This window comes from Parapedobacter defluvii (assembly GCF_014642075.1).
Lineage (GTDB): Bacteria > Bacteroidota > Bacteroidia > Sphingobacteriales > Sphingobacteriaceae > Parapedobacter > Parapedobacter defluvii.
On record NZ_BMIK01000028.1, the window covers coordinates 1 to 25,960 of the forward strand.

General features: G+C 50.6%; 24 protein-coding genes. 15 read left to right on the forward strand and 9 right to left on the reverse strand.

Going from position 1 to position 25,960, the window contains the following annotated elements:
• The 3 genes from IEX60_RS22845 to IEX60_RS22855 form a co-directional block, all read left to right on the forward strand.
• Nucleotides 1-361 (forward strand): Mov34/MPN/PAD-1 family protein (locus IEX60_RS22845; RefSeq protein WP_188753719.1); only part of this gene is annotated, 361 nt, incomplete at its 5' end.
• Nucleotides 358-1,035, forward strand: a complete 678-nt coding sequence (locus tag IEX60_RS22850; protein ID WP_188753720.1) for a hypothetical protein — start codon at nt 358-360, stop codon at nt 1,033-1,035. The genes IEX60_RS22845 and IEX60_RS22850, both read left to right, overlap by 4 nt.
• 56 nt (nt 1,036-1,091) lie before the next feature.
• Nucleotides 1,092-1,958, forward strand: coding sequence for a nucleotidyltransferase domain-containing protein (locus tag IEX60_RS22855; RefSeq protein WP_188753721.1), 867 nt, complete (start codon nt 1,092-1,094; stop codon nt 1,956-1,958).
• On the opposite strand, the gene IEX60_RS22860 is transcribed toward IEX60_RS22855, so the two are convergent.
• Entirely contained in the window at nt 1,951-2,208 is a 258-nt protein-coding gene (locus IEX60_RS22860) for a helix-turn-helix domain-containing protein (protein WP_188753722.1), read from the reverse strand. The two genes, IEX60_RS22855 and IEX60_RS22860, sit on opposite strands and share 8 nt — an antisense overlap.
• A 443-nt stretch (nt 2,209-2,651) precedes the next feature.
• On the opposite strand from IEX60_RS22860, the gene IEX60_RS22865 reads away from it, so the two are divergent.
• The 4 genes from IEX60_RS22865 to IEX60_RS22880 are packed head-to-tail and all read left to right on the forward strand — an operon-like array spanning nt 2,652 to nt 11,125.
• A complete protein-coding gene (locus IEX60_RS22865) occupies nt 2,652-5,048 on the forward strand; it encodes a zinc-dependent metalloprotease (protein ID WP_188753723.1) in 2,397 nt (798 codons plus the stop codon).
• Between the two features lie 3 nt (nt 5,049-5,051).
• On the forward strand, nt 5,052-6,497 hold the full coding sequence (locus IEX60_RS22870; protein ID WP_188753724.1) for a TlpA family protein disulfide reductase: 1,446 nt from the start codon (nt 5,052-5,054) through the stop codon (nt 6,495-6,497).
• A gap of 9 nt (nt 6,498-6,506) precedes the next feature.
• Nucleotides 6,507-9,710 carry a SusC/RagA family TonB-linked outer membrane protein gene (locus IEX60_RS22875; protein ID WP_188753725.1) on the forward strand — a complete coding sequence of 1,068 codons (3,204 nt, stop codon included), beginning with the start codon at nt 6,507-6,509 and terminating at the stop codon, nt 9,708-9,710.
• Nucleotides 9,711-9,721: 11 nt separating this feature from the next.
• A complete protein-coding gene (locus IEX60_RS22880) occupies nt 9,722-11,125 on the forward strand; it encodes a RagB/SusD family nutrient uptake outer membrane protein (protein WP_188753726.1) in 1,404 nt (467 codons plus the stop codon).
• 55 nt (nt 11,126-11,180) lie between these two features.
• On the opposite strand, the gene IEX60_RS22885 is transcribed toward IEX60_RS22880, so the two are convergent.
• The 4 genes from IEX60_RS22885 to IEX60_RS22900 all read right to left on the reverse strand — a co-directional run bounded on the left by IEX60_RS22885 (nt 11,181) and on the right by IEX60_RS22900 (nt 14,771).
• Nucleotides 11,181-11,666: a hypothetical protein gene (locus IEX60_RS22885; RefSeq protein ID WP_188753727.1), complete on the reverse strand. Its 486-nt coding sequence runs from the start codon at nt 11,664-11,666 to the stop codon at nt 11,181-11,183.
• A 307-nt stretch (nt 11,667-11,973) separates the two neighbouring features.
• Nucleotides 11,974-13,008, reverse strand: a complete 1,035-nt coding sequence (locus tag IEX60_RS22890; protein ID WP_188753728.1) for an AraC family transcriptional regulator — start codon at nt 13,006-13,008, stop codon at nt 11,974-11,976.
• Nucleotides 13,009-13,125: 117 nt separating this feature from the next.
• The gene (locus IEX60_RS22895; protein ID WP_188753729.1) at nt 13,126-13,827 is read right to left on the reverse strand and encodes an ATP/GTP-binding protein; all 702 of its coding nucleotides are present in this window, start codon (nt 13,825-13,827) and stop codon (nt 13,126-13,128) included.
• Nucleotides 13,818-14,771, reverse strand: a complete 954-nt coding sequence (locus IEX60_RS22900; RefSeq protein WP_188753730.1) for an AvrD family protein — start codon at nt 14,769-14,771, stop codon at nt 13,818-13,820. Before IEX60_RS22900 ends, IEX60_RS22895 begins: the two co-directional genes overlap by 10 nt.
• A gap of 285 nt (nt 14,772-15,056) precedes the next feature.
• Here IEX60_RS22900 and IEX60_RS22905 point away from each other — a divergent pair, with 285 nt between their 5' ends.
• The 6 genes from IEX60_RS22905 to IEX60_RS22930 all read left to right on the forward strand — a co-directional run bounded on the left by IEX60_RS22905 (nt 15,057) and on the right by IEX60_RS22930 (nt 18,634).
• A complete protein-coding gene (locus IEX60_RS22905; RefSeq protein ID WP_188753731.1) occupies nt 15,057-16,016 on the forward strand; it encodes a hypothetical protein in 960 nt (319 codons plus the stop codon).
• Nucleotides 16,017-16,176: 160 nt separating this feature from the next.
• On the forward strand, nt 16,177-16,521 hold the full coding sequence (locus IEX60_RS22910) for a DNA-binding protein (protein ID WP_188753732.1): 345 nt from the start codon (nt 16,177-16,179) through the stop codon (nt 16,519-16,521).
• Between the two features lie 344 nt (nt 16,522-16,865).
• Nucleotides 16,866-17,552: a DUF6266 family protein gene (locus tag IEX60_RS22915; protein ID WP_188753733.1), complete on the forward strand. Its 687-nt coding sequence runs from the start codon at nt 16,866-16,868 to the stop codon at nt 17,550-17,552.
• A gap of 215 nt (nt 17,553-17,767) precedes the next feature.
• The gene (locus IEX60_RS22920; RefSeq protein WP_188753734.1) at nt 17,768-17,992 is read left to right on the forward strand and encodes a hypothetical protein; all 225 of its coding nucleotides are present in this window, start codon (nt 17,768-17,770) and stop codon (nt 17,990-17,992) included.
• Nucleotides 17,982-18,155, forward strand: coding sequence for a hypothetical protein (locus IEX60_RS22925; RefSeq protein WP_188753766.1), 174 nt, complete (start codon nt 17,982-17,984; stop codon nt 18,153-18,155). Before IEX60_RS22920 ends, IEX60_RS22925 begins: the two co-directional genes overlap by 11 nt.
• A 260-nt stretch (nt 18,156-18,415) precedes the next feature.
• Nucleotides 18,416-18,634, forward strand: a complete 219-nt coding sequence (locus IEX60_RS22930; protein ID WP_188753735.1) for a dodecin family protein — start codon at nt 18,416-18,418, stop codon at nt 18,632-18,634.
• Here the strand turns inward: IEX60_RS22930 and IEX60_RS22935 are convergent, their stop codons facing one another.
• The 3 genes from IEX60_RS22935 to IEX60_RS22945 form a co-directional block, all read right to left on the reverse strand.
• Nucleotides 18,635-19,330, reverse strand: a complete 696-nt coding sequence (locus IEX60_RS22935) for a peptidase associated/transthyretin-like domain-containing protein (protein WP_188753736.1) — start codon at nt 19,328-19,330, stop codon at nt 18,635-18,637. It abuts the gene before it with no gap.
• A 128-nt stretch (nt 19,331-19,458) separates the two neighbouring features.
• Entirely contained in the window at nt 19,459-21,426 is a 1,968-nt protein-coding gene (locus IEX60_RS22940; protein WP_188753737.1) for a M1 family metallopeptidase, read from the reverse strand.
• 23 nt (nt 21,427-21,449) lie between these two features.
• Nucleotides 21,450-21,794, reverse strand: a complete 345-nt coding sequence (locus tag IEX60_RS22945; protein ID WP_188753738.1) for an ArsC family reductase — start codon at nt 21,792-21,794, stop codon at nt 21,450-21,452.
• 143 nt (nt 21,795-21,937) lie between these two features.
• On the opposite strand from IEX60_RS22945, the gene IEX60_RS22950 reads away from it, so the two are divergent.
• Nucleotides 21,938-22,351, forward strand: a complete 414-nt coding sequence (locus tag IEX60_RS22950; protein ID WP_188753739.1) for a DUF6157 family protein — start codon at nt 21,938-21,940, stop codon at nt 22,349-22,351.
• 29 nt (nt 22,352-22,380) lie between these two features.
• On the forward strand, nt 22,381-24,210 hold the full coding sequence (locus IEX60_RS22955) for a DNA polymerase III subunit gamma/tau (protein WP_188753740.1): 1,830 nt from the start codon (nt 22,381-22,383) through the stop codon (nt 24,208-24,210).
• 6 nt (nt 24,211-24,216) lie between these two features.
• On the opposite strand, the gene IEX60_RS22960 is transcribed toward IEX60_RS22955, so the two are convergent.
• Entirely contained in the window at nt 24,217-25,959 is a 1,743-nt protein-coding gene (locus IEX60_RS22960) for an ABC transporter ATP-binding protein (protein ID WP_188753741.1), read from the reverse strand.
• Nucleotide 25,960 lies beyond the last annotated feature (1 nt).

Here is a 25,960-nt window from a genome sequence, read left to right on the forward strand (position 1 = left end):
AATATCTGGTAGTGCAATCCGAAAAAATGAAAATAATATATTAGGTTTGAAATTAGTTGTCCAACAAAAGGGCAGTATCATAAGGTCTGTAAAAAGTGCTCAGGCGTTTATTCATACAAGATTTGCCTCTAGCGGAGGGACGGAGGTATATTTGGGTGAGTGGCATACGCATCCGGAGGACCACCCTATACCATCTAGGATCGATATTACTGATTTTAAGAAGACAATTCAGATCAGCAAGATTAACTCCGAAACGACTTTAATGATAATAGTAGGGAAAAAGGAATTTTACATCGGAGTTTACAAGTATACAATTCTTATTCAACAATATTCTCGACCAATTCTGAATATCACGAAATGAAACAAACAAAGAATCGAACCATTGTAAATATTTTACTCTCGGCCTTAGTTCTATTTGTAATTGTCTTTTTCCTTTTTTACGGAAAGTATGATTTATTTCGATTCCCTTTTGATGCCGGTGTATGGGGGACTGCATCTGATTGGGCGATGATTTTCGTGACTGCTATAACAGCAGTTTTTATTTATAGAACATTTCAAGCACAAATCGAGGTTTTTCGATTGCAAGAGAGGATTACCAAGTATGAGAGTTTCAACTATACGGAAAAAATTAAACCCATATTTGAACTCATTATTACAAAGAGGGAAGTTGAGCAGGTGGGTAATAACATCGTTGTCAATTATGGTTTCAAGTTAACAAATACAACCTATCCTGCGGAGGGCGTGAAGATCACTGGAATTCTTTTCCCTTATCTTGATCCAGTTATGGAAGTTTTTTGGGAATTTGAGGATTTTACACGACACCCCCGTGATCCAATTGGGCCTATTGATAGAAAACTTGCAGCACTGCCTTTTAAAGATGGCAACTCAAATGAGCCACGTTTTTTTCTACATATTACGTTTAGTTTGAGTTACGAAGATAAAGATGGGAACGAGTATGGCCAAACCATCGAGGTCTATGATAACGAAACGGCTATTAAACGTATAACGCCCGGCCCAATTATCTGCAAATCTTAGTTAGGTATTTTGCTCGTAGATAGCTTTACAAAAGCTAAACCCGTATCTTTACCACCATGAATACCAAACTCCCTAAATTACCCGAGGAAAAACTCAAAGAAATCGAGGCCATCAAACAGGTCATTGTCGACTTCGTCGACCCTGATAAAATTATCCTGTACGGGAGCTACGCAAAGGGTAAGTATGTGGAACAGGTGTACATCCGTGATGGCATCAAGTATTTCTACATCAGCGACTACGATTTGATAGTGGTTACGGATAATACACAGGTAAAGGAATACGAGCTGGCCAATGAATTAGAGGCACGGATTAAAAGTCGTCCCGATATCAATTTTTTCATGTACGACATCAAATTCCTCAATCAGGAATTGAAGAACGGGAATTACTTTTTTGTACCCGTGTATTATGGTGGTGTCCTGCTATATGACAAGGGTGAGACAGCACTTGTGGAACCGGGACCGTTATCTATCGAACAAATCCGGAGGAACGCCCAAGCGTATTATGATTTTTGGATAGATAACAGTGTCGAATTTTTTGAGAGTGCCCAAGATAAATTGCAAAAATCAATAGAAGGCAAAACACGTAATGGTCTTACCCTTTGGTTCCTTTTCCAGACCATTGAATCACTGTATAGTACGATGCTACTCGTTTTTATGGGCATAAAACCTAAATTGCACAACCTGAACAAATACCGTAAATCTGTCAACGCACTTTCCGAGGAACTAAATGTTATTTTTCCTGATGTAAAGGATAGCCACGAACGGCGACTATTCGATTTGCTGAATCGGGCTTACATCGGCGGTAAATATAAAATGGATTTCGATGTATCGATTGCAGATTTGAAGGAGATCAATGAACGCCTCCGAAAAATGCTGGAAATTACCAAGCGCTTATGTTTAGAACGTATCGATAGTCTTAGGTAGTCTCATCATAATTGAAAGTAACCAATTCAGCCAACGTTACCTCCATTGCATCTGCCAAAGCCTTTAACGTAACTAATGAAGGAGAAGATAAGCCCTTTTCCATTTTATGGATATGACTGTGATCCACGCCGGAAAGTTGATCCAGCCGCCTAAGACTTATTTTTTTGCCTGACCTTACCTTTTTACCCTCTCTGATATCCTTCAAATGCTGGCCAAAGGCGATAGAAAATTTCCCTTCGTCGAACTCCATCAGCCAAAAGAGTATAAAAACATGAAAAAATTTGTAGTATAATTTGAATACAAAATATTCTTTATTATATTTGCCCATTACAATTATTGCTTGAATACTTACCTCATTCTTGAGCCCTAAAAAACACTGAAAATGAGGAAATATGAAAGCATCTTTAGTGTCACAAAGCATAAGTGCAGGCTCCCTTTTATCAAGCGGAGGCGGTTTTTTAGGACTCAGCAATGAGAGAAAGGGACCTGCATCTTATATTATTATAAACTTTCCTTTCTTTGTATCCATTTACAACGGGAGTCCCGTCTATGTACCTAATAGACTAACTGCCTATGAACTGTTATTCCCATTAAAACCCAAGAACCCAATTTAAAATATTTAAATCGCTGCCGAAGCACGCCGTCGGCGTTAGTAGTTTTCAAAATATTTCGCCTAACCATATCCATGCACAAATGAAGCAAAAATTACGCTTAGGGAATAGCTATGTCCAAATAATTCATAAATTTAGATACCTAAAAATACAATATTTCAGCCTACTGGCAGTCTCAACGATCATGTGTTTGGAAGCCCACGCACAGCCGGAGCGAAGCGAAGTCCCGACCACGGTCGGGAGCCCTGCTCACCGCTCCGCTGTGTCGTCGGGCAATGATTCCTTTACAGAGATAATCACCGCCAATGCAAAATCCCAATATGGCATACTGGGCATACACGAGGTAGGAGGGAAGATCTACCTGGAGATTCCCGACTCACTCCTTGGCCGCGATATCCTGACGATAAACCGCATAGCCAACGGATGGGCAGGCGATAAACCCTTCGACCCGTTCCTCAATTTCATCGGTTACAGTGGTGATCTCGCTAATGAAAGCCTGTTCCGGTTTGCCAGGGAATCCGATGATGCCATCGTCATATATCCGCTCGATTATTCAAGCAGGGTACAGGCAGATGATGGCACGTTGCGGTTGTCTGCCAATGCCGATGTTCTGCCCGTCCTCCACAGCTTTCCGGTACTGTGCCGCAACAGATCAGACGATGGATCACTGGTGGATGCCACGGAATTCTTGTCGGGGGACAATACCATTATGACCTTTTCCGGTTCGCTGCGTCGTAAATTTAAGGTAGGAGCCATGCAGCCGCAACATTCGGTGGTTTCGGAGCTAGAGGTAACCGATGGCCAGCTGATCACCAGCAGCATCAAAACCTATAGCTACAACAGCGAAACGGTACGGTTGGGCATGCATTCGGTCTGGTTTCTGTTGCCCGTCATTCCCTATGAAATTCGGCAGCCGGACCATCGGGTAGGGTATTATACACAATCAGCCACCGACTACAGTAATCCCTATACGCCGCAGCAAAGCCTGCGTATGGTGAAACGGTGGCGCATGGAACCGCGCCCCGAAGACCGGGAAGCGTATTTTCGGGGTGAGATGGTCGAACCGGCCAAACCACTGGTCATCTACATCGATCCGGCCATGCCGGAAGCATGGGTGCCCTACATGATACAGGGCATCAACGACTGGCAGCCCGCCCTGGAGCAGGCAGGCTTCAAAAACGCCATCCGTGGTGAGCGGGTGCCGCCCGGAATGGAAAGCCGGATGATGGGCGATGCGCGCTATCCGATGGTCTGCTATAAACCGAGCCGCGTAAGGAATGCAACGGCCGAACTCGTTACCGATCCCCGCAGTGGAGAGATACTCAACGCACACATCGCGTGGCATCACGGAGCCATGGCCAACATCATCCAATGGGGTGCGGTAATGGGGGCCATACACAGACCTGAACTGCGCGGGGATAATACGGATACGGCTTTCATGGGGACAATGATCCGCAAAATCATAGCGCATGAGGTGGGCCATGTCCTGGGGCTGGTACATAATTTCGGAGCATCATCCACGGTACAGGTAGAAAACCTCCGTAACTCCGGCTGGCTGGCTACAAACCCTATCAGCCCATCCATCATGGATTACGTTCGTGTCAATTACGTAGCGCAGCCCGAAGATAGCGTGTCCCTGCCGGGATTGATTCCCCGCATCGGGCCGTATGACCGATGGGCCATTGAATGGGGATATCGGATTCATCCGCCGCATGATGGGATAAAGACCTCAATCCTTCTCGAAGAATGGACAAGCAAAAAACTGCATGACCCAAACCTGTGGTATGGCGATGAGGATCGGGTAGACGATCCGCGATGCCAAGCCGAGGATCTCGGGGATGATCCGGTTGTTGCCGCTACTTACGGAATGGCTAATCTGGAACGACTGGCGGACAGCCTTTCTGATTGGAACAGAGGTAAGGGGCATTCCCATTTGCGGTATACCTACTTATTCGACCAATATGCCAACTATGTGAAGCATGCGGCTGTCGCGCTCAATGGCGATGAGGAAAGATGCCGGGCCGCGTTGGCGTTTTTAAATAGGTACTTTTTCACGTATCCGCCCTGGTTTCCGGCGTCCGACCCACAGCGGGTTCTCCCGTCAGAGTTGGAAGGTGCGATGACAAGGCTCATGCGTGAAATAATTCCGCTGCTTCTCGCCCGTACCGCCGGGCGCCCGGATGGTCCTTTTGCTTTTGACATGCAGGATATGCTGTTCGCAAGCGACTCCGGGCCGGCTGCTGCTGCCGCCTTTAGGCGGGGGATGCAGGTAGCCTACACCGAAACACTGACCGGCATGCTTTCCGATAAAGCGGCTGCGGAGTTTCCCACACTGACCCATGAGGCCCGGCTTAGGCTGTCAATGGCAGCGGATGATTTACTTCAGTGGCTGTCGGATGAGCTGGACGTTACCACTGACTTACTACAGAAAACACATTTATCCGCATTAATCCATCAATTAACCAACAAATTAAATTAGCTTATGAACCACTTTTTATCTGCTTTATTATGCAGCGTGGTGCTGTTGTCTCACCATCCCTCGCGCGGCCAGACGTTCTATGACCCGTCTCCGCTAACGGTGCGCATCGGCGAGGCACTCCCGGAATCTTTCTACGATGAGATACATCATGCGGTCGATACCTCCACCGGAAAGGATACGGCCGTCAAACTTTCCGACTACCGGGATAAATTGATCATCCTTGATTTCTGGGCGAACTGGTGCAAACCGTGTATCGGTTCCCTGATAAAACTGGATAGTATAAGCCGGAAATTGGACGACGATCGTTTCGTCGTTTTGGCGGTCACCCAACAGCCCAGGGAGATGATCGAACCCGTACTGGATCGTTTCCATTGGGAGCTGCTTTCCATTGTTTCGGATACGATGTTATCGCAGATTTTTCCCCACGCGGGGTTGCCGCACCAGGTATGGATAAAGGACGGGAAAGTGTTTGCCGTTCCCAAGTGGCACTTCGCCACGGCAGAGAATATCCTGAAAACATTGAGTGGCGAACGCCCGTATATGCTCTCCAATATCCAGGATCTGGCGCTGGATCCCCTGCGGCCGATGTTCAAGGGTACGAATGGGGCAACCGGGCTCTGGTTTGAGCATAAGTATGCCCGCATAGCACGCAACGTGCCGGATTACCGCGTGGAAAGCGTGAAATACGTATTGAAGGGAGATACCACGATCCTGTATTGCAACGCGCAGCCTATCGAGCAGCTTTTCTATCAGGCGTACGAAAAGCAGATTTTTCCGCACCTGGGCTGGGAGGACGGCCAGGGATTGATCTGGCAGATCAGCGACAGCCTGCGGGAGAAACTTTTCGGGAACCGGCCGCAGCTGCTGGCTAGCAATACACCGCAGGACGACTCGGCTTACCTGGCTTGGCGCGATGCGAACCTATACGGCTACGAACTGCGCTATCCGGAAAGGCTTGCGGAAAAGGAGGCCCGGTATTTCATGCAGCAGGATCTGAATGCTTTCTTTGGAACATACCTGGGGCTTAATGCCAAAATTGGCCCCGGACCTAAGCACCGGTACGGCGTGCTCTGCCTATTGGGTACAAAAGCGGAAGCACTGCATCTATTGACCAAAGGCTTGGATGAAGATAGAAAGGCCGATACATCCGAATACCATTTTAAGAATGCACGGTACCACACGCAGTTTGTTTTATCCATGGTGGGGGTGGCGGCCTGGCATGCCAAGGATGGAGGCTTTACAGCTCCGGTGGTAGACAGCACCGGCATAGATGGGAATACGGTTGTCAGCATCCATTTTCCCAAGGCAATGAGAACCGGTTGGACGCTGGCCCGGATTAACCGGGAATTGAAGCGTTACGGCATGTATATCCGGCCGGAAGAGCGGAACGTACCCGTGGTTTATATTACGGAACGAAAGGGTATAAAAGATTTATTGTCAACCTACTAGTGTGAAATCATGAAGAAATATATTTTTAGTTGCCTGTTTATTTGGCTGGTATGCAGCTTTTACTGCGTGGTTGCGCAGCCGCTTTTGGTGGGGCATGTCAGCTCCGATTCCGGTGAGGCCTTACCGGGAGCATCCATTCGCCTTCAGCGCAGCGGGGAGGTCATTCCCGTTGATGCCGGGGGAAATTTCAGGCTCCGGTTGCCTGATGCCGCCGATACGCTGTTGGTTACCCATATAGGGTTTAAGGCGCAGAAAGTGCCGGTCGGGCCTGCGGCGGCAGGCGTGCTGAATATCCGGTTATTGGCCGATGCCAATACCCTGCAGGAAGTGGAAGTGAATACCGGATATTATTCGGTACCCAAAGAACGTGCAACAGGCTCATTTACGCACGTGGGTAGCGACCTGCTCAATCGCAGCGTTGGGCTCAATATCCTCGATCGCTTGGAAGGGGTAACCAACGGCTTGCTTTTCGACCGCCGGAACCTGACAGGAGAAAATGTGGGTGGCGCACCGGACCTGCGTGTTCGTGGGCTCAGTACAATCGAAGCAAACTCTGCACCGTTGATCATTGTCGATAAGTTTCCGTATGAAGGAGATATCTCGGCCATCAACCCGAATGATATCGCTTCAATCACCGTGCTGAAAGATGCTGCCGCGGCCAGCATATGGGGAGCAAGGGCGGGAAATGGCGTTATCGTCATTACAACCAAGCAGGGGCATTACGACCAGCCGGCCCGGGTTTCGTTCAATAGCAACGTCAACGTCACCGCCAAACCCGATCTGTTCTACAATCAGGGGTTCCTCCCGCCAGCCACGGTGATGGAAATACAGAAAGATCTTTTCGAACGCGGAGCATATGCTGAGAGCGACCGCACCCGTATACCGCTTTATGCCGAATTGTTGATTGAACGGCGGGACGGTATGATTGGCGATGATGAATTCGAAAGGCGGCAGTCTGCCATGGAGCAACATGACATCCGAAGGGACTGGCTGAATTACCTGGCGAGAACAGGGGTTACGCAGCAATACTTCGCAAGTGTGCAGGGCGGGGGCGGCAACGTTAATTACTCCATCTCGGCGGGGTACGACAACGAACAGGGAAGTCTCGTTGGGAATGGCCGTAGCCGCATGAGCCTGGGGATACAGAATAACTTCAAGGTGAACCGTAAAATATCGGTAAGCGGTTCGGTGTGGTATACCAGTGACACGGAGCGAAATGATGGCATCCCTTTCAGTACCATCGGCAATGCACTTATCTATGAAAGCCTGAAAGATGAAAGCGGGCAACCGAGCCCTGTGAACACCCAGCGTTATCGATATGCTTATCATAAACAGGCAGAAGCTGCTGGCCTGCTGGACTGGATGTACAGGCCGCTTGATGAAGTAAATCTTACCGAAAGCACAAATAGAAGCAGAAACCTGCGCCTGAATGCGGGTATCCAGTATGCGCTTCTGCCCGGATTGGACCTACAGGCTAACTACCAATATACGCTGAGCAATGCCGGCAGCCAACGGATACTCGATAAGGATAGTTACGAGGCACGCGACCTGATAAATAGGCTGACTGATATGAACGGCAACCGCATCATTCCCTATGGAGGTATCCTCGAAATGGGCGCCCCTGTTGAAAGCAATAGTCATTCGGGCCGCGTTCAGGTCAATTACCGCCGCACATTCTCACAGGAGCATGAGCTAACCATGCTGGCAGGTGCAGAGATCAGGCAGTTTTTGTCTGTAAGCGGCTCTGGAATGCGGCAGTACAATTACAACCCGGATACATGGACCAGTAACAGTATTTTCGATTATTCAACCTATTATCCCACACGGCCCTCGGGCAGCATGAGAATTCTGTCGGGCACCAGTGCACCTAATAAGACCCTAAATCGCAACCTGTCTTATTTTGCCAATGCCAGCCATGTTTTTAGGGAAAAATACATCCTGAGCGGTAGTATACGATGGGATGGCAGCAACCTGTTGGGTGTAAAGACCAACCAGCGCGGGGTGGCCCTTTGGTCGATGGGCGGTAGTTGGGAGATCAGCAAAGAAGGCTTTTATCAATCCGGAATGGTTCCGTACTTGCGGCTGCGTGCCACCTATGGCAGTGCCGGGAATATTGATAAAACGCAGAGCTACTACCCAACGATCTACGCGGCTACCGATTATCTAAGCGGGTTGCCCATCGTAGGATTGACCAGCCCCGGAAATCCCTCACTGCGCTGGGAACAGGTCAATACGATCAATATGGCAGTGGACTGGCAAACAGGGGCACAGTTCGTGGATGGCAGCATAGAAGTGTATCGTAAAAACAGCAAGCACCTGCTCGGTGCCAACCTGATGGATCCCACGACCGGAATCATGGCCCATTCAGGGTATAAGATGAATTATGGCGACCTACGGACCGACGGGCTGGACCTCCAGGTAAATTTTCATCCTTTCCGAAGAAGAGTCACATGGGATGCATCCGTCCTTTTGAATTTCAGTCGTAACAAAATCACGTATTTAAATAGACCCGCGCCAGATTACGCTTCTAATTACGTAGATGGAAACATCCCCGAGATGGGCAAGTCTGTGGATGTGCTTTATGCGCTGCCATGGTATGGCCTTAGCCCGGAAAACGGGATGCCGATGGTATTTGTTGATGGCGACCTGTCTACACAGGATTCCGATTATGAACGGTACCTGCGCGAATTAAGCTACGGCGATCTAAGGGTTGCAGGGGTGGCGGTGCCGCCTGTTGCCGGTTCCCTCAGAAATTCGGTATCCTGGAAGGGGCTGACATTCGATGTGCTTGTAGCCTATAAATTCGGGCATGTTTTCCGACGGAACTCCATCGCGCCCGGGCAGGAATTCATGAGTCTGCCTATTTACCATACCGATTATTTCAGGCGTTGGCAAAATCCCGGAGACGAGCGGAAAACGAATGTTCCGGCCGCAGCCCCCAGCAATAACATTTCCAGATCGGAATATTACCTGGATTCCGAGGCGTTGGTGCTGAGCGGGGATGTAATCCGGTTGCAGGATATCAATATCAGCTATACATTTAATGCGGATAGACCGGTACGGCGGGCTTTCCGGAACGTAAAATGTTTTGTCTATGGGCGTAACCTGGGGATCCTGTGGCGGGCTAATAAGGAAGGCCTGGATCCCGATTATCCCGCTACGAATTACCCCGCACCGAAGTATTTTGCTATTGGAATTCAAACGACCTTTTAAACGAATTAAAAATGAAAAGAAAGCCGATTTTGATTTTCGTCAGCGTGCTCTTTCTTGCAGCTTGCGGACAGGAGTTTTTAGATGTGAAACCCGGGGTAAGACAGCGGACTCCCTCATCGTGGGAGGATTATCTCGGCCTTTTGGATAATACCAGTAACATGAACAGTTCTTCCCATGCGCTGGGCATGATTGGAGCTGACGAATACTTCATCACGCAAGACAGGTACGAAACCTTTCCTTCCGGGGTGTTTCATAACTATCAAAAAAGAGCATATACCTGGGAAGAACGGATATTTGAAGGAAATGAAACTTATTTTCTCGATTGGAATGGAGGATATAGCAATATACTTTGGGCCAACCTGGTGCTGGACGGTGTGAAATCGCTCCCTGTTGCAGAAGGGGAGCGTGAGCTGGCAGATATGGTCAAAGGAACCGCGCTGTTTCATCGGGCTTGGAACTTTTACTGCCTCGCCCAATTGTTCTGTCCTGTTTATGGCCAGGGAGATGCCAACACGCAACTGGGTCTGCCTCTCCGCCTTGAGGCGGACGTGACCGTCAACGTTAAGCGGTCTACATTAGAAGCAACCTACCAGCGTATCATCCGTGATTTGGAAGAAGCGGACCCGTTACTCCCAGAGGTTTCGTCCATCCAGTTCCGCCCGGGTAAGGCCGCAGTTTATGCCTTGTTGGCAAAGACGTACCTGCAGATGGGGGATTACAGGCTGGCGTACGATTATGCAGACCGATGCTTAGATTTGAAAAGGGAGTTGTTGGACTATAATCGGATCGACCTAATGTTGCCTGCTCCCTTTTCGCCCAACGGGCAGGATAATCCGGAAATTGTGTTTTTCGCCATCTGCCCCGGCAACACGACTTTCCGGCTATTGCTCACCAGTCATTATATGCAACCGGATACAAACCTTCTGAAACTTTATGGACCCGATGACCTGCGAAGCCGGGCGTTTTTCGAGAAAACGGCAACGGGCGAATTCCAATATAAAGGCAGCTACGATGGGTCAGGTATATACAATTATTTTACCGGACTGGCCATAGATGAAATGTATCTGATCAGAGCGGAATGCGCCGCAAGATTGGGGATGGTTGAGGAAGCCTTGAACGATCTGAATTTCCTACGGAAGCATCGTGTCGAAGCGGATGGGTACACCTTGTTGTCCCACAATGATCCGAAGATCATCCTAAGTTGGATTCTGGCGGAACGCAGGCGGGAACTGGTACTGCGAGGTACTCGATGGGAAGACTTACGACGATTAAATAAAGAGGCTGAGTTTGCCACAACCTTGGTAAGGCGTCTCGGAGAAACGGAAGTTAGGCTGGAACCCGGAAGCGTTCGATATGTATGGCCCCTGCCGGTGGAAGCCGTCAGCCTTGGAGGGTACGAGCAGAATGTACGCTAAAAAACAGGGGCGCTTCAATTGGAGTGCCCCTGTTTGAATTATCGGCTATCTATAGTCAGGGGGCTAGCCGAGCGTATACCGGTGTATTACCAGGGCCGGTATAGGTAGCGCCGAGGTCAAGGAAATCCTGTATGGACGGTGGATTTGCTGTTCCGATACGTTCCTTCAACTCCTCGTATGCCTCCGTGTCCTCAATCGATGACGTATTTAGCAAGACGGAGCAGATTTGCCCTGTATTGGTGGTCAGACAGTCACCGCTCGGAGTCGAGGTAGTGGGTTGTTGCGATACCTTCTGGTCTGAAGGCTGTGTTCCGGTCGCATTGACGGCGAACCACATGTTTCCACCCTGCACGAAATACATTGAACTAATTGTTTTGCTTGCTTGGAGCATGGCTACCGTACGAGCCAATTCCCAAGCCTCGGTGGACTGCTTGATTTCCAATTTATTAACGAAATCTTTCGTTTTCTCGTGAGCCACGCCAACCTGAATGGCCATGAAAAGTACTGCGCCCGACAGCACCCCCGTGATTATGTTTTTCATCTTTTTCATAATCGTAAAAGGCATTTGTTATACGGAAATGCTTACCGTTTTTGTGATAGAAATAATATTGGTTAGTCTGGTGTCGGTAGACTGGGCCGCGGATGCCCGGTATCTGGAGCGGAAACATCCGAAATGCTTTCTGTACGGCCCTGCGCCGGAACAGCGCGTCTCGGCAGTCGTGGACGGATACATGGATTACTCCCTTGCTATATCGTGTGTATTTGTTGGCTTCCCTTGCTGTCTTCATGAGAACAAAGGTAGGGCGGGATCAAGCGCTAAAAATTGTCAATGGCTTTGGAAATACTTGTCATTTATGGGCGGTTTCTTTAATGAAGTGCCCCGGTGTCTGCCCGGTGCTTTTCTTGAAATGTTTGCTGAACGTAGGTACGTCTGCCCAGCCAAGTTTCAGGGCGACGGCAGCAATGGATTCCCCGGCACGGAGCCGCTGCTTGGCTTCTTCTACGCGGCAGTAGCTGATGAATTGTGCAAATTTCTGCGCGTGAAACTTACGGTGAAGCTCGCGTATTCTTCGGGGCGTCGTGGCAAATACCTGCGCGGAAAGCTCGGCACTGGGTGGAGGCTGGCTGCCGTCCATGCTGGACACATAATCTGCTACCCAAAGCCGTACGGTGGCTACCAGTTGGCGGGCTCTGTGCCGGTCGGCCAGCTCGTCGCTATGTTCTTTTATCAACCTGACCATCGGCCCGTTGAGCGCATCATCGAGTGACATGCCACTGCGTGGGGGGGTGTTTAGTAAACGGTTAATCCAAAATAGAACGGATTCCGTGGAAGGGGTGGGACCCAGATAGCGGTATTCATGTGCCATTTCTTTCCTTGAACGGATCAGCTCTTCCATGGGGCTATTGCCCACTACCGGATAACGCGTCACCCAATCGCCCTTGGGTACCACCACAGCCAGTGCGAAATGCAACGTCTGGCCATCGGGCAGAATGTGGATGACACCGTTGCCCGGTGGGGCGTATACCTGCATATGGTGCCGGGCCAGCAGTGATAGGACGGGCCTGGTTTGGGACGATGCCAGGGGCATAAAATTTGAACTGCCGGTGAGCTGGTAAACGAGATGCAGGTCATATAGGTGGCTCTCAATGGGGATTTCCAGCCGCGAGCCATCCACAGGGGCGAAACGTGCTTCCAGCACAGCCACGAACACATCAAAAGCATCGTGCCACCGGTAGCTTAGCTGACAACCGTCACCCACGTAGTGAACAGTGGCATCGTCCGAGACGAATGGTAACGGATGGTTGGGCGCAAACGGCCATCTGCTCACCTGTGTGAGCGGCGTATCGGCTCGCTTAAAAAAGGGAGTAAAAGGGGTTTTCATTCCATGATTTGTCGGTTTGTATCAGCCCGACGCCGATCGCCGGGGGCTCCGCCGACTGGTTGGCCATCGGGCTGAAGGGTTAAACGGATAGGGTATCTCATACGGTCTGTGTTTTTTTCAATGTGGCTGTTCCATCGGTACGGCATCAAATTGTATACTACGCTGCTGTATGGCCATTGCCGCTGCCGTGTGCACGGGAATAACCGGAGAAAGGCCCAGGTGTCCGAGGAGATTGGCGAGCCGTTGTTCCAGGGTACCACCTACCACAGTGGCGGTAATTCCCGTATCGGAGTAAGCCTGCAGCAGCCGTTCTTCGGACGCATACCGGAACCTCTCAGAGGTTGGCCGGTGACCGTCTGCCACGAAGGGGAACTCCAGTGGCAGGTGGAAGAAACGGTCATAATGCGTCTGCGCATATGCCTTTACCACCGCTTCGAAACTGCGGATCTGGTGCCGGAAGAGTGTCCACTCCAACGGGTGGAGCAGTTTTTTCAGTTTCATGAGCCAGGGGCTTTCGGCAGGGTCTGCGCCCGTGAGCAACCGGGTACTACCATACAACCATTCCTGGAGGCTGCATCCGTCCGAGATAAAGCGATCCCCCAGTGCGGCTTCAGCACGGATACGTTCTTCGAACCGTTTCATGCCCAGCACCATCAGTTCGTGGAAGCGGCACTGACGAAGGGTCTTGCCCGGAAAGATCTCCGGCAGCAGTTCCCGCATGGTACGGGCGTGAGTGAGCGGGATGCCGCTGGCAATGCTGAGCGCCAGGGCGGTCGTGGTCTTACCGGTACAGTAGGTACCGCTGATGGCTATTCGCATATGTTTTGTGGCTTTAATCGGTGTGCAATGGTGAATTTTCCGGAAATGGTACCCAACTGGCTCTCAAGCTCCACGACCCGCCATAGGCCGCCGCCCATGGGCACCGTGTTGACGTCAAGGAAACGGATGCTGGCGCGGTAGCAATCTTTCCATACGGCCCGGTCATACCGGATAGACATCGTGCGCAGCCAGATATTGGTGCAGTCCTCGCGTGTCGTGTTTTCCAGTGTATAGAGCAGGATCTGCATCAGCTGGCCGGTCACGCTGAGCACATCGGTAGGGATGATTGCCGGCCGCGCCGAAAACAGGCCCTGCCGGTCGCCGCCATAGTAGTCCTGGCGGCTTATGTACGCTGAGCATGTTCTCGTGGAAGTGTCGCACTGCACATCGGCAATCGTATTCCGGCGCAGTTTATATCCGTGGTTGTACATTGTAGGCCGATTGAGCGGCCATACGGCCGCCGGATCGAACCGGCCCCACCGGCTATCCGGGTGGTCGGCCACCAAAGCCATTTCCACATCGCCCAGCCAGATTGTGATCGGACTGAGGATGCCGTTCGAGGCGCGGAATGTCCACTCCGGATTCCCGAGCTTACATCGGAAGGGAAGGCATGCCTGCGCTTCCAGTGCAACGCTTTTCCGGAGTTTCATCCGTACCTGCTGGAGCATTGACAGACTCACCTGCTCGGCATCCAGCTTGAAAAGGTATACCAACGTGTATTCGGTAAGCATGGAGGCGATGGCGGTATACTCAATGCTGCCGAGATGGGGTGGCCCATCCGGTCGGGGCGGGCCGTCATAGCGGATGGTGAGCGTGCCCGAAAGCTGATCGGCATCACACCGGAAGGAACTGACCTGCCAGTGGAAATGCCGGTAACCATTGGTAAAATAACGATTGCTGTCGCTGCCCAGGAAATCGGTTGCGTCTTGATAGGTGGTATTCATGGCTGTCCGTTTTTAATGAAATGCAATACTACCGAGGCCAGCGCTCATCGGGTAACGGCTGCCGCCGGATACCGGAATTTTTTTCCGGATTTCCCGAAAAAACGGACAGCAATCGGAGTGTTTTTCCGGAAAAGCCGTTAAAACCGCAGCAAGCCCCTGTTTTTTTGGGTTTTAAGTCAAAATTTGCTGCTTTGCCAGCTGTAACCGGAAATTTAAATGGCCAACGGGTTTTGGCTTTTATCAATTATGCATTACCTTTAAGTGTTTAACCAAACACATCCAATTATGCAAAACCAAAATCGACTGTTTGATTTAATCAGATCTGTGTCACCAAGCCACATGAACCTCGCCAATGAAATCAGTGAATTGCTGGAAATCAGCCTCACCGCAGCCTATGACCGCATGCGGTGCAGTGTGCCGCTCAAATTTGAAGAAGCATGCCTGCTGTGCCGCCGCTATGGTATCTCGCTGGATACGGCGGCAGTCCATGAAACTGACACCGTGTCCTTCCGGTATATGCCCCTCGCTGCGGAAGGACCTGAACGGTATCTGCGGTATATGAAGGGGCTGGAGGCCGCCATGGAACGTCTCTCCAAGGGTGAAAGCAAGGAACTGAAATTCGCCGCCGACGATATTCCGATATTCCATTTCATGCCCTATGCGGAACTGACCTATTTCAAGCTCTACGCCTGGAATCGCACGATGAACGACGTGAAGGGCAGCTATGAACGGTTTGTGCACTCGGCGGATCGGCCAGAATTGCGGGAAATATTCCGCAGAATCGCCTCGGCCTACCTTCAGGTGCCCACCATTGAAATCTGGACAGAGGAAACCCTCGATCCGGTACTCCAGCTGATGGCGCACTACCGCGATCTGGGGGATTTCAACACCGATACGCTCGCAAAGCTCTGTGGCCAGCTGCTGGACCTTATAGGCCGGATGGAGAAATGGGCTGCCGTGTCGGCAAAAGGAGATGATAGGGGCGTGCCTTATCATCTATACCTGTCTCCGGTTAACCTGGGGAACAGTATCATGCTGACGCAGTGCGATGGCGTGGAATCCGTACGGATGAAGTTATATACCATAAACAGCATCGCAACCTGCGACAGCAGGCTGTGCGGGGAAACGGGAAAATGGCTGGTTCAGACAATATCGAAGTCAACTCACCTGAGTGGTTCATCAGAGGTGCAACGTACGGTTTTTTTTAATTCAATGAAACAGAAGGTAACCGACTTGACCGCGTAAGCGTATTGATTTAATTTTATTTTTTTTAACCTGCCATTCCTTCCGGAGCAACCTGATTCCAAGCAGTGAAGCGGTCTGTATTCAGCTCATCACGGGTGTTTTTTTGATTTGGTATCGGTGGCCGGGCTCACCGTTTGGGTGGCTTTAACACATCTATGTTATGTTAAAGCACATCGAAAGCCTTGATGGACGATTGCAGTCCATCGAGGAAAACCTGCGTCCCATTGCAGCAGTGGCCATCAGTCTGATCAAAAGCGGCCTGCTGGAACAACTGGCTGAATACCTGCCGGAAATCGCAGCCTTCATCCGCCGGAGTTTTCCGAAGGATGAACCTAAAATGCACCTGCCCGAAGTATTGAAATATCTGGGCTTCAGTGAACGGACGTACTATCGCCGGATAGCGGATGGTAAGCTCACTCCCCGAAAGTGGGAAGGGCCGGATTTCTTTTACCCCAGCGATTTGGAAGAAGAACGCAAAGAGAGCAAGCGTCGCGGACGGATCTGACCTTCGTGGCACATCCATCCGGGATTAGGTATGGATGGGTTCGCCCTGCTTTCGGCTGCGGTTCGGCCAGCTGCCGAAGGTTACCCGAACAGTTCCCGAACAGTTCCCGAACAATTCCCGAATGATTCTCGAACAATTCTCGAACAACTCCCGAACGGTTGTCGAACAACTGTCGAAGAAGTGGCAGTGATTGGCAGCGATTTGTGCCAATTACTGCCAATCACTGCCAAAAGTTTCCGGGGCGGGCTCCCCGGGCTACGTTTGTACCCAGAAAGCGGAAATACCGGTATAAAAATGCTTTCAGGAGTAACAAACAGAATTTTTAACGCTTAATTTTTTCAATTATGGCAATTTTCAAAAAAGGGATCAACGGTGCATTTTCAGGCACCATTGGCAGCACGGTGGGCAGCAGCTGGCGCGAAATCAATTACATGCGCAGCTTGCCCAAACCGAGCAAGAAGCCGGCTACACCGGCGCAGCTGGCACAGCGGGCAAAGTTCGCGCTGGCGGTGTCCTTCCTCCAACCGATGAAGTGGATACTCAACCTGGGCTTCAAGGACAAGCAGCGCGGCAGCAACACGGGGTACAACCGCGGGCTCCAGTTGTTCATCACGCAGGCCATCACGGGTGATTATCCCGACTACGGGATCGACTTCGAAAAGGTATCCGTGAGCCAGGGCAATATGGACAAGCTCGTGGGGCTTACATTGGCCTCGGATGCTCCAAACACCCTGTCATTGGGATGGATGGATCTCAGTGAAGAATCGATTGAACCCGATGAGGTGAAGGGATCGTACTATGACGACCAGGTGTTCGTCTTGCTGTACAACCGCACGGAACAGCTGTTTACCACCAACCGCACGGCCATCAGGCAGGACGAAGCGCTGCAGCTGGAACTCCCGGCAATTTTCGCCGGCCATGAATTTCACGTGTGGACGTTCGTGCGCCATCGCGAACGTACACGGCAGTCCATCAGCCAGTATGCCGGTACGGTAGTATTGGCAGGTGCAGAGGAGGAGCCCGAGTTTTAGCCTGCTGCGCGCCAACTGGATCTCCTCCGCTTCGCAGGGATCTCCTAGGTTGCCTTCGCAGCAGACGTAAAACCGGAAGGGGAGAGGGGATATAAGGGCGATGGGAAGGACCTTAGGAAGTCCAAAAGAAACCTAGTGGCGTGAGCGTAGCGAGCGTTACAGTTTCGTTGGGTTTCCTAAGTGATTTTAAACACATCTATTATGAAAATCAAAAAATGAAAAAAAACCAAGATACAGTCGGGCTACCCGAAGCGGGCAAGCCGACAATCTACGAACGGATCAAGGAAGGACTCGCCGTGGCGAGCCAACTGGTCATCGCCTCACCGCTGAAACTGCCGCCCAAGGTAGTAGCCGTGGCCAAATACCTGGCGCTCGCGTTGGGCGTACTGGAAGCGGTGGAAGGCGCAGCAAAGGATGGGAGGGAAGGCGATGAAGAATAGCCAGCAACTCGGCATCGGTACCACAGGTGGTACGCTGCTGAGCATTGTCGGCCAGTTGGGTGTGCACGATATGCTGCGTACGGCGCTGCTTGCCGCCATCGGTGCCGTAGTGAGTTTCACGGTGACGTGGCTGCTGCAACGCCTGTGGCGGCGCGGCCGTTAAGGCGCAGATATTTCCTTCAAACCTGAAGAGGCTGCCAGTGGGCGGCCTCTTCAGTATCCGGATAAGAGCAGCTTTCATACGAATCGTAAACGAATGCTGCCGAATGTAAGGAGAGAGAATATAGATTGATCGAGTTCGATAAACTGTTTCAACGGTTTCATCATCTGGGTAGTGTCCAACTGCAAAAAGGGCCAAACAAACCGATATCATTCCTGTTGATTAGTTACGGAGCACGAATTCAAACTTTAAATAACTCCACTATGGCAATTGTAAAAGTAATTGAGGTAATAGCCTCGTCAGATTCCAGTTTTGACGATGCAGTTCGTAACGCGGTGAAAGAAGTATCCGCTACGGTAGACAACATCGATTCGGTGTATGTGAAAGATTTCAAGGTGCATGTAAAAGAGGGCGAAATAACCTCCTATGGGGCTATTTGCAAAGTAGCTTTCCGGGTAGAACGTGAAGGAACCTCAGGATAGTTAGGGATTTTCCCTCTGGGGTACCTTAATATCCGCACGTTGTTCAGGCGTCAGTTTTTTGAAGGCTGCATAGGTGTCCATGATATAAAGACGCAAATCTGCATCACTGGCTGTGGAAAGAAAATCTACAGTGGGCCGGTATTTTGTCATATACAGTTCAAGGTCTTCACCTTCCAGTGGTGTGAGCGACGTGATGATTTCCGGAGTGAAACGTGCATCGATTTTCCGGCGTTCCTGTTCGGCTAGTAGCCGTTTATGGCGTAGTCTTGCTTGCCGCCCCTCCTTACTGAACCATCGCGAAGGCGATACGCGTACCCCTCCCCGTTGTTGAGAAGTCTCTGTAAACTGGCCTTCTTCTTCCGCCCGTTTGATCTCGGCGGCCAACCGGCTGTCTGTCATTGCCTGTATTTGTACTTCGTCAATCTGGATGGTACTGCCATCCGATGTCAGGTACACCCGTTTGATGTCAAACTCGACGACAACCAAGGTATCTGTACGATATCCGGGATATTCGAACTGAAGGCGCTGGTTCCGTTTTACCGGAATGCTGAATTGACCGTCGGTACGGCTCTTCACTAATGCACCCGTAGCTAGGTTCTTGATTTCAACAGAGGGCAAGGGTTCGCCGCTTTCCAGTTCCAGTACATAGCCGGTTAATGTGGTGTCCTGCTGGATAACACTGCCAGAGTGGGCCATGCTTGGGATTGCGTAACTAGAAAATAAGAAGGTCACCGCAATAACATGCAGTGCTTTGAATAAAAATCTGACGTAACAGGTGGCTATAAACTTCGAACACTGCATGTTATCACGATAAGTTGGTTATGTTATTTTGCCGGGGCTTCCCAGCGGTTATTTTCCGGGTTATGGTCGGGATAGACCTTGTCAGGATCCAACTGTACGGCAATCACTTCCTCCGTTGATGGATACCTGAACGTCCAGGAGCTGTTGCGCTCCCATATTTCTACCGGTAACCGGACCCGGTGAGTATCTCCACTTTTCGTAGTGATGTCTACCACGACCGGCATCGGAAGTTTTTCCAGGTTGTCAACCGTGATCAGTACGCCGTTTGCGGGATCGTTGCCTTCGTAAGCTACCCTTCTCACCGCTTGGTCAAACCGCCAGTTATATTTGAACCATCCACGCCAGAACCAGTTGAGGTTTTCGCCGGCCACATTTTCAATGGTCCGGAAAAAATCATCGGGTGTGGGATGTTTGTATGCCCAACGGTCTATATAGGCTTTGAAAGCACGGTCGAAGCGCTCGGGCCCCAGAATTTCGTTACGGAGCAGGGTGAGGCCGAACCCGGGTTTTACATAGGCAAGCGTCCCGATATTGCGCTCCTGCATGCTCTGTGGGGTGCTCATAATGGGCTCCAAATCGGGCCGTGTCAGTGCCTGCGCCAGGCGATTGGCATCGCCCATGGGGCGGTAATATTCGCCTCCATTGAACGCTTCGGTAGATAGGTCGTTGATAAAGGTGTTGAATCCCTCATCCATCCACGCATGAAACCGTTCGTTGCTACCTACGATCATGGGAAACCAGATATGCCCGAATTCGTGGTCAGTTACACCCCATAGGCCTGCGGCTTTTGACTTATAGCTACAAAATACAATTCCGGGGTATTCCATTCCACCGAGATTGGCAGCCACGTTGACAGCTGCGGGATACGGGTATTCCATCAATAACTTCGAGTAGAATTCGATGGATGCCTTCGTATATTCCGTCGAGCGCTCCCATGCATTGCCGCCATTGCTTTCAACCGGATAAGCAGATAGCGCCAGGGAAGATTTCCCACTCGGTAAATTGATCTTAGCACCGTCGATAATAAATGCGGGCGACGATGCCCAGGCTACATCGTGTGCTTTTTCAAGCCGGAATTTCCAGGTCAGTTCTTTTTTACCCTGCGGACGCGAGCTGGCCTGGGTTACTTCCTCTGCCGATCGGATGATGACCGTTTTATCACTCTTTTTGGCTTGCTCCAACCGTTTCAGCTGTTCGGGTGTATATACTTCCTGGGGGTTTAACAGTTCACCTCCCAACACGACGATGTGATTGGCTGGTGCCGTGATGTCCACCTCATAGTTGCCGTATTCGAGGTAAAATTCACCCGGCCCGGTATAAGGTACCACGTTCCACCCCAGGATGTCATCGTATACAGCCACCCGCGGGAACCACTGTGCAATGGCGAAAATTTCCCCGTTCTGCGTTTTCAACACACCGGTACGGTCTGCCCCGTAGGTGGGCACAATGTAAGAATAATCGATGCTGATCGTCGTTTTTCCACCGTTGGGTTTTAAGGGTTCAGGCAAAAATACCTGCATGCGGGTGTCCGTAATCAGGTGTTCGGCATCCTTGCCGCTGCTGAGCTTGACGGACTTAATATCGTAGCCGCCGTCGAAATCCGACTGCGCATCGCCGTAGCGGCTTTTGGTGAGCGGAACAATCTGGTGGCCGCGCCCTTCCTGTGAAAACATATTTTGATCCAACTGGAGCCAGATGAAGTCAAGTTCGTCGGGACTGTTGTTGGTATACTCCAGGGTTACGGTACCGCTGATTTCATGGGTTTGGTCGTTCAGCTTTGCAGCGATTTTGTAATCGACAGCATTTTGCCAGTATTTGGGGCCTGGCATGCCGCTGGCCGACCGGTATTCGTTGCCGTTGTTGGTGTAAAAGAACGGGTTGAATGCTTCCTGGTAATTGTAATTGCTCTTCGTGATTTGTGAAAACAGTGTTTCCGGTACAAGCCCTAAAAGTAGTAAAAGGCCGCAGAAACTGATTACTGATTTATTCATGTGCTATTGGTTTGATTTGTTGCCTATTTTAACTTAGCTGCATATTCGTTTTCATCGAACCCTAAAATAATTCCCTTGGGGCTTTCAATGACGGGACGCTTGATTACACTGGTCTTCGCCTGCATCAATCGATTGGCTGATGCCGCATCCACTACCGCATGCTGCTCTTCCGGAGAAAGCTGCCGCCACGTGGTACCCCGTTTATTGACCAACGGCTCCCAACCGGTTTGGTTTTCCCAGGTCCGCAATTTTTCATCAGATACCCCTTCCTTTTTGAAATCGTGAAAGGTATAGTCGATACCTTCTTTCGTTAACCAGTCCAGTGCTTTTTTTACCGTATTGCAATTCTTGATTCCGTAAACGTGCATAACTAACTATTTTTGAAGCAAGCAAACTTACTATAAATATAGACAACAACTAAATAACGATTATGTTAATTTCCGTTAAAAGGACCCCCTGACATACCGTTGTCAACCCGGTAGCTTATATTTGTACTATAAATTCAGTGAAGATGGAAGCGCATACGACAAACTACAAAGACACATTCATTGCGGTAGCAGATGACTGTCCTACAGCGGTAGGCGAAATCCCGCCGGTAAAAGGAGATAAAAAGTCAGTGGCAAATATCCAGTTTGAGCTGGTCAGTAAAAATCCATACCGATTTACATCGGATGATGTACTGTTTCAGGTATATGCCGAGCGCAACGAGTTGACCGAAGGTGAACTGGAGCGGGGGAGGAAACTTTTCTTTTCCAAAGGGCAGCCCTGTTTTAGAGCCTCTCCGCTTACCAAACGATACGGTTGGGGTGTCCACAGCGACAGCAAGGGTAAAATTGCCATTTACGGACGCGAAACAGACGAATATGCACGGTTTGTAAATAGCGGTGATGTAAAGGTTGTGAAAGCCATGAAGTCCAGTAGATAGTTTCGTGCGAAATCCCTATCTTCGTACCGATGGATAATTTTATTGTTTCGGCTCGTAAATACCGGCCTGCCACGTTTGATACGGTGGTGGGACAACAGCATATTACCGTTACCCTTAAAAACGCCATTAAAAACAACCAGCTTGCCCAGGCGTTTTTATTCTGCGGTCCGCGGGGTGTCGGAAAAACCACCTGTGCACGGATTCTGGCAAAGACCATTAACTGTGAACACCTGCGGGACGACGTCGAGGCCTGTGGCGAATGCGATAGTTGCAAATCCTTCCAAAACGGAAATTCCTTCAGCATCCACGAACTGGATGCAGCTTCGAACAATTCGGTGGATGACATCCGCAACCTGATTGATCAGGTACGTATCCCGCCACAAACCGGAAAGTATAAAATATACATCATTGATGAGGTGCACATGCTCTCGCAGCAGGCCTTCAACGCTTTTCTGAAGACGTTGGAAGAACCGCCTTCCTATGCAATATTCATTCTGGCTACTACCGAAAAACATAAAATACTGCCCACCATCCTTTCGCGGTGTCAGATTTTTGATTTCAACCGTATCAAGGTAGCGGATATGGCCAACCACCTGGCTTCCATCGCGGAAAAGGAAGGGATCTCCCACGATGCGGATGGGCTTCATATGATTGCACAGAAAGCCGATGGGGGATTGCGGGATGCGCTGTCCATGTTTGACCAGATTGTCAGCTTCTCCAATAAACAGGTTACGTACCAAGCGGTTATCGATAACCTGAACATCCTTGACTACGAATATTACTTCCGCCTTACCGACGCTATTCTCAAAGAAGATGCTTCATCCGCTTTGCTCATCCTGGATGAAATATTGGCCCATGGATTTGAGGGAAGCCATTTCATCGGTGGATTGAGTTCCCATTTCAGGGATTTACTGGTGGCCAAGGAACCTGCCACCTTAAAACTGTTGGATACCAGCGACACCATCCGCCAGCGGTATTTGCAGCAATCAACCGAAGTTTCATCGGGTGTACTGCTGTCGGCACTCAATATTGCCAATCAGTGCGAAATCAACTACCGGACCAGCAAGAATCAACGCCTGCAGGTGGAATTGGCCTTGTTGAAAATGTGCCATCTCGCCGCTGCCATCCAATTGGCAAAAAACGGTGTAACCACATTTCCGGAAAGGGAAGCTGCAGAAAAAAAAAAGCCTCATGAACCCGTAGGTGGGGAGGCTGATCAGCAACCCACGTCGGCGGCCACAACGCAGATGCCGGCACGGGAGCCTGTCGTCCAGACGCCGCCGGCAACCCAGGCAACCCCCGACCCCCCATCACCGGTCCCTGATCACCGATCACCGATCACCCACCACCGATCCCCGGTCCCCGATCCCCAACCACGCTCGTGGGGGCAGGTGAAACTTGGCAATATCATTCCCGATCTGAATAAAGTATTCGAGGAGAGGCAGGAAGTTGCAGAAGCGGATGAACCCGAATTGCTGAGCGGAGAAGCAAGGGAGCCGTTTAACCACGATCAACTATTGAAAGAGTGGCATGCCGTTGCCGATAAGCTGAAAGCAGAAAATAAAATCAACCTCTTTACGCTGATGACGGCCAACGCACCCCAACTGTTGGCTGACTTCAAGGTAGGAGTTACGGTAGAGAATCCCATCCAGCAGGATTTGCTGAACCTCTCCAAGATCGATATACTCAATGAACTGCGGGTAAAGCTGCGGAATTTTACGATTGACCTAGTGCCGATAGAAGTTGCGAATGACGTGGTGCGGAAACCTTACACCGCACAGGAAAAATACCAGGCGATGGTGGCCAAGAACCCTGCACTCGATGTCTTAAGGAAGACCTTCAACCTCGGGCTGGAGTAGTTTCTCTTAACGCCGTTCCCCGATCTGCTGCCGCCACATGGCGTAATAGAGCCCCTTCGCGGCTACCAGTTCGTCGTGGGTGCCTGTCTCCGCAATTTTGCCCTTTTCAAGTACAATGATACGATCTGCATGCATGATCGTTGATAGGCGGTGGGCAATCAGCACGGTAATCTGTTCGCGTTCACCCGATATTGCTCTGACGGTTTCGGTGATGGCTTCTTCGGTCAGTGAATCCAGCGCGCTGGTGGCCTCGTCGAAGATCAGCAAACGCGGGTTCCGTATCAAGGCACGGGCAATGGAAATGCGCTGTTTCTCTCCGCCGGATAGCTTCAGCCCTCCTTCGCCCAATACGGTATGGATGCCCTTCTCGCTACGGGCCAGTAACTGCGTGCAACTGGCCTTCTGCAATGCACTGCGTATCTCTTCGTCGGTGGCATCCGGTTTCACGAAAAGCAGGTTGTCCTTGATGGTACCTGCAAATAGTTGGGTGTCCTGGGTTACAAAGCCGATCTGCCGGCGCATCTCGTTAAATCGCACCTCCTCAGCGGGGATGTCGTTAAACAAAATCCGGCCGGAAACGGGGCGGTACAGTCCCACCAGCAGTTTAACCAGCGTTGATTTTCCTGAGCCCGATGGGCCTACAAATGCGATGGTTTCACCCGTTTTGGCGGAAAACGAAATGTCGTCAATGGCGTTTTGCGACGCCGTTTTATGGCGGAACACCACGTGGTCGAAAAAGATTTCCTCCAAGGGGCCGATGGGGATCGGATCCTCGGGCCTGCGCTCGATGGGTTTTTCCATCAGGTTGTCAAACAACTGGATGGAAGCCTCGGCCTCCCGGTATTGGACAATGATGTTGCCAATGTCCTGCAGGGGCATAAAAATGGAGGTGGAAATGAACTGCATCGTAATCAGCTCACCGGGGGTCAGTACCTCCCGGAAAATGAGCCACAGGAGGGTGAACAGGATGGATTGCCGCAGCAGATTGAGCGTGGTGCCCTGGAGAAACGAAAGAAAGCGCACCCGTCTTGTCTTGGTCATCTCCAGGTCGTAGATGGTCTGTGTGTGCACACGCATCCGGCGGATTTCGGGAAACGTGAGCCCCAGACTTTTGACCAGTTCGATGTTGCGCAATGATTCGGTGATGATCCCCGACATACGTGTGGTCTCGCGATTGATGCTCCGCTGGGTGGTCTTGATTTTGCGGCTCAGCATGCCCGTAATGGTACCGATGACCACAAATCCAATCAAGAAAATAGGAATCAACGCCCAATGTTTGGTAACGGCATACCAGATGAGAAAGCCAAAACCGACCAGCGATGAAAATACGATGTTGATGGCCGAACCGATAAAACGTTCTGTATCGGTACGTACCTTTTGCAAAACGGCGAGTGTTTCGCCGCTGCGCTGCTCCTCAAACTCCTGGAACGACAGGCGAAGGGTCTGTCTCAGTCCGTCGTTGAAAATCTGCATACCGAACCGTTGCACGGCCAGCCGCATCACATATTCCTGGAATGAGCGGCTCAGCCGGGCCAGCAGTGCGATGGCAATGGCGACAGCCAACCAGAACAACACACCTCTGACCAGTTCCTGCTCACTACGCCCACCCATATTGTTGGCATAATCGTCGATGATTTTCCCGAAAATGATCGGATCGATCATGGACAGCAATTGCGCAACCGCAGCCAGCAACAGGGCAATGTAAATGTAGTTACGCTGTGGCTTCAGGTATTTCCACAGGATTTTCATG

Excerpts from the sequence above, each read along its gene's own strand:
- IEX60_RS22850 (WP_188753720.1), top strand. The coding sequence starts at position 358 with ATGAAACAAACAAAGAATCGAACCATTGTAAATATTTTACTCTCGGCC.
- IEX60_RS22855 (WP_188753721.1), top strand. The coding sequence starts at position 1,092 with ATGAATACCAAACTCCCTAAATTACCCGAGGAAAAACTCAAAGAAATC.
- IEX60_RS22860 (WP_188753722.1), bottom strand. The coding sequence starts at position 2,208 with ATGGAGTTCGACGAAGGGAAATTTTCTATCGCCTTTGGCCAGCATTTG.
- IEX60_RS22865 (WP_188753723.1), top strand. The coding sequence starts at position 2,652 with ATGAAGCAAAAATTACGCTTAGGGAATAGCTATGTCCAAATAATTCAT.
- IEX60_RS22870 (WP_188753724.1), top strand. The coding sequence starts at position 5,052 with ATGAACCACTTTTTATCTGCTTTATTATGCAGCGTGGTGCTGTTGTCT.
- IEX60_RS22875 (WP_188753725.1), top strand. The coding sequence starts at position 6,507 with ATGAAGAAATATATTTTTAGTTGCCTGTTTATTTGGCTGGTATGCAGC.
- IEX60_RS22880 (WP_188753726.1), top strand. The coding sequence starts at position 9,722 with ATGAAAAGAAAGCCGATTTTGATTTTCGTCAGCGTGCTCTTTCTTGCA.
- IEX60_RS22885 (WP_188753727.1), bottom strand. The coding sequence starts at position 11,666 with ATGAAAAACATAATCACGGGGGTGCTGTCGGGCGCAGTACTTTTCATG.
- IEX60_RS22890 (WP_188753728.1), bottom strand. The coding sequence starts at position 13,008 with ATGAAAACCCCTTTTACTCCCTTTTTTAAGCGAGCCGATACGCCGCTC.
- IEX60_RS22895 (WP_188753729.1), bottom strand. The coding sequence starts at position 13,827 with ATGCGAATAGCCATCAGCGGTACCTACTGTACCGGTAAGACCACGACC.
- IEX60_RS22900 (WP_188753730.1), bottom strand. The coding sequence starts at position 14,771 with ATGAATACCACCTATCAAGACGCAACCGATTTCCTGGGCAGCGACAGC.
- IEX60_RS22905 (WP_188753731.1), top strand. The coding sequence starts at position 15,057 with ATGCAAAACCAAAATCGACTGTTTGATTTAATCAGATCTGTGTCACCA.
- IEX60_RS22910 (WP_188753732.1), top strand. The coding sequence starts at position 16,177 with ATGTTAAAGCACATCGAAAGCCTTGATGGACGATTGCAGTCCATCGAG.
- IEX60_RS22915 (WP_188753733.1), top strand. The coding sequence starts at position 16,866 with ATGGCAATTTTCAAAAAAGGGATCAACGGTGCATTTTCAGGCACCATT.
- IEX60_RS22920 (WP_188753734.1), top strand. The coding sequence starts at position 17,768 with ATGAAAAAAAACCAAGATACAGTCGGGCTACCCGAAGCGGGCAAGCCG.
- IEX60_RS22925 (WP_188753766.1), top strand. The coding sequence starts at position 17,982 with ATGAAGAATAGCCAGCAACTCGGCATCGGTACCACAGGTGGTACGCTG.
- IEX60_RS22930 (WP_188753735.1), top strand. The coding sequence starts at position 18,416 with ATGGCAATTGTAAAAGTAATTGAGGTAATAGCCTCGTCAGATTCCAGT.
- IEX60_RS22935 (WP_188753736.1), bottom strand. The coding sequence starts at position 19,330 with ATGGCCCACTCTGGCAGTGTTATCCAGCAGGACACCACATTAACCGGC.
- IEX60_RS22940 (WP_188753737.1), bottom strand. The coding sequence starts at position 21,426 with ATGAATAAATCAGTAATCAGTTTCTGCGGCCTTTTACTACTTTTAGGG.
- IEX60_RS22945 (WP_188753738.1), bottom strand. The coding sequence starts at position 21,794 with ATGCACGTTTACGGAATCAAGAATTGCAATACGGTAAAAAAAGCACTG.
- IEX60_RS22950 (WP_188753739.1), top strand. The coding sequence starts at position 21,938 with ATGGAAGCGCATACGACAAACTACAAAGACACATTCATTGCGGTAGCA.
- IEX60_RS22955 (WP_188753740.1), top strand. The coding sequence starts at position 22,381 with ATGGATAATTTTATTGTTTCGGCTCGTAAATACCGGCCTGCCACGTTT.
- IEX60_RS22960 (WP_188753741.1), bottom strand. The coding sequence starts at position 25,959 with ATGAAAATCCTGTGGAAATACCTGAAGCCACAGCGTAACTACATTTAC.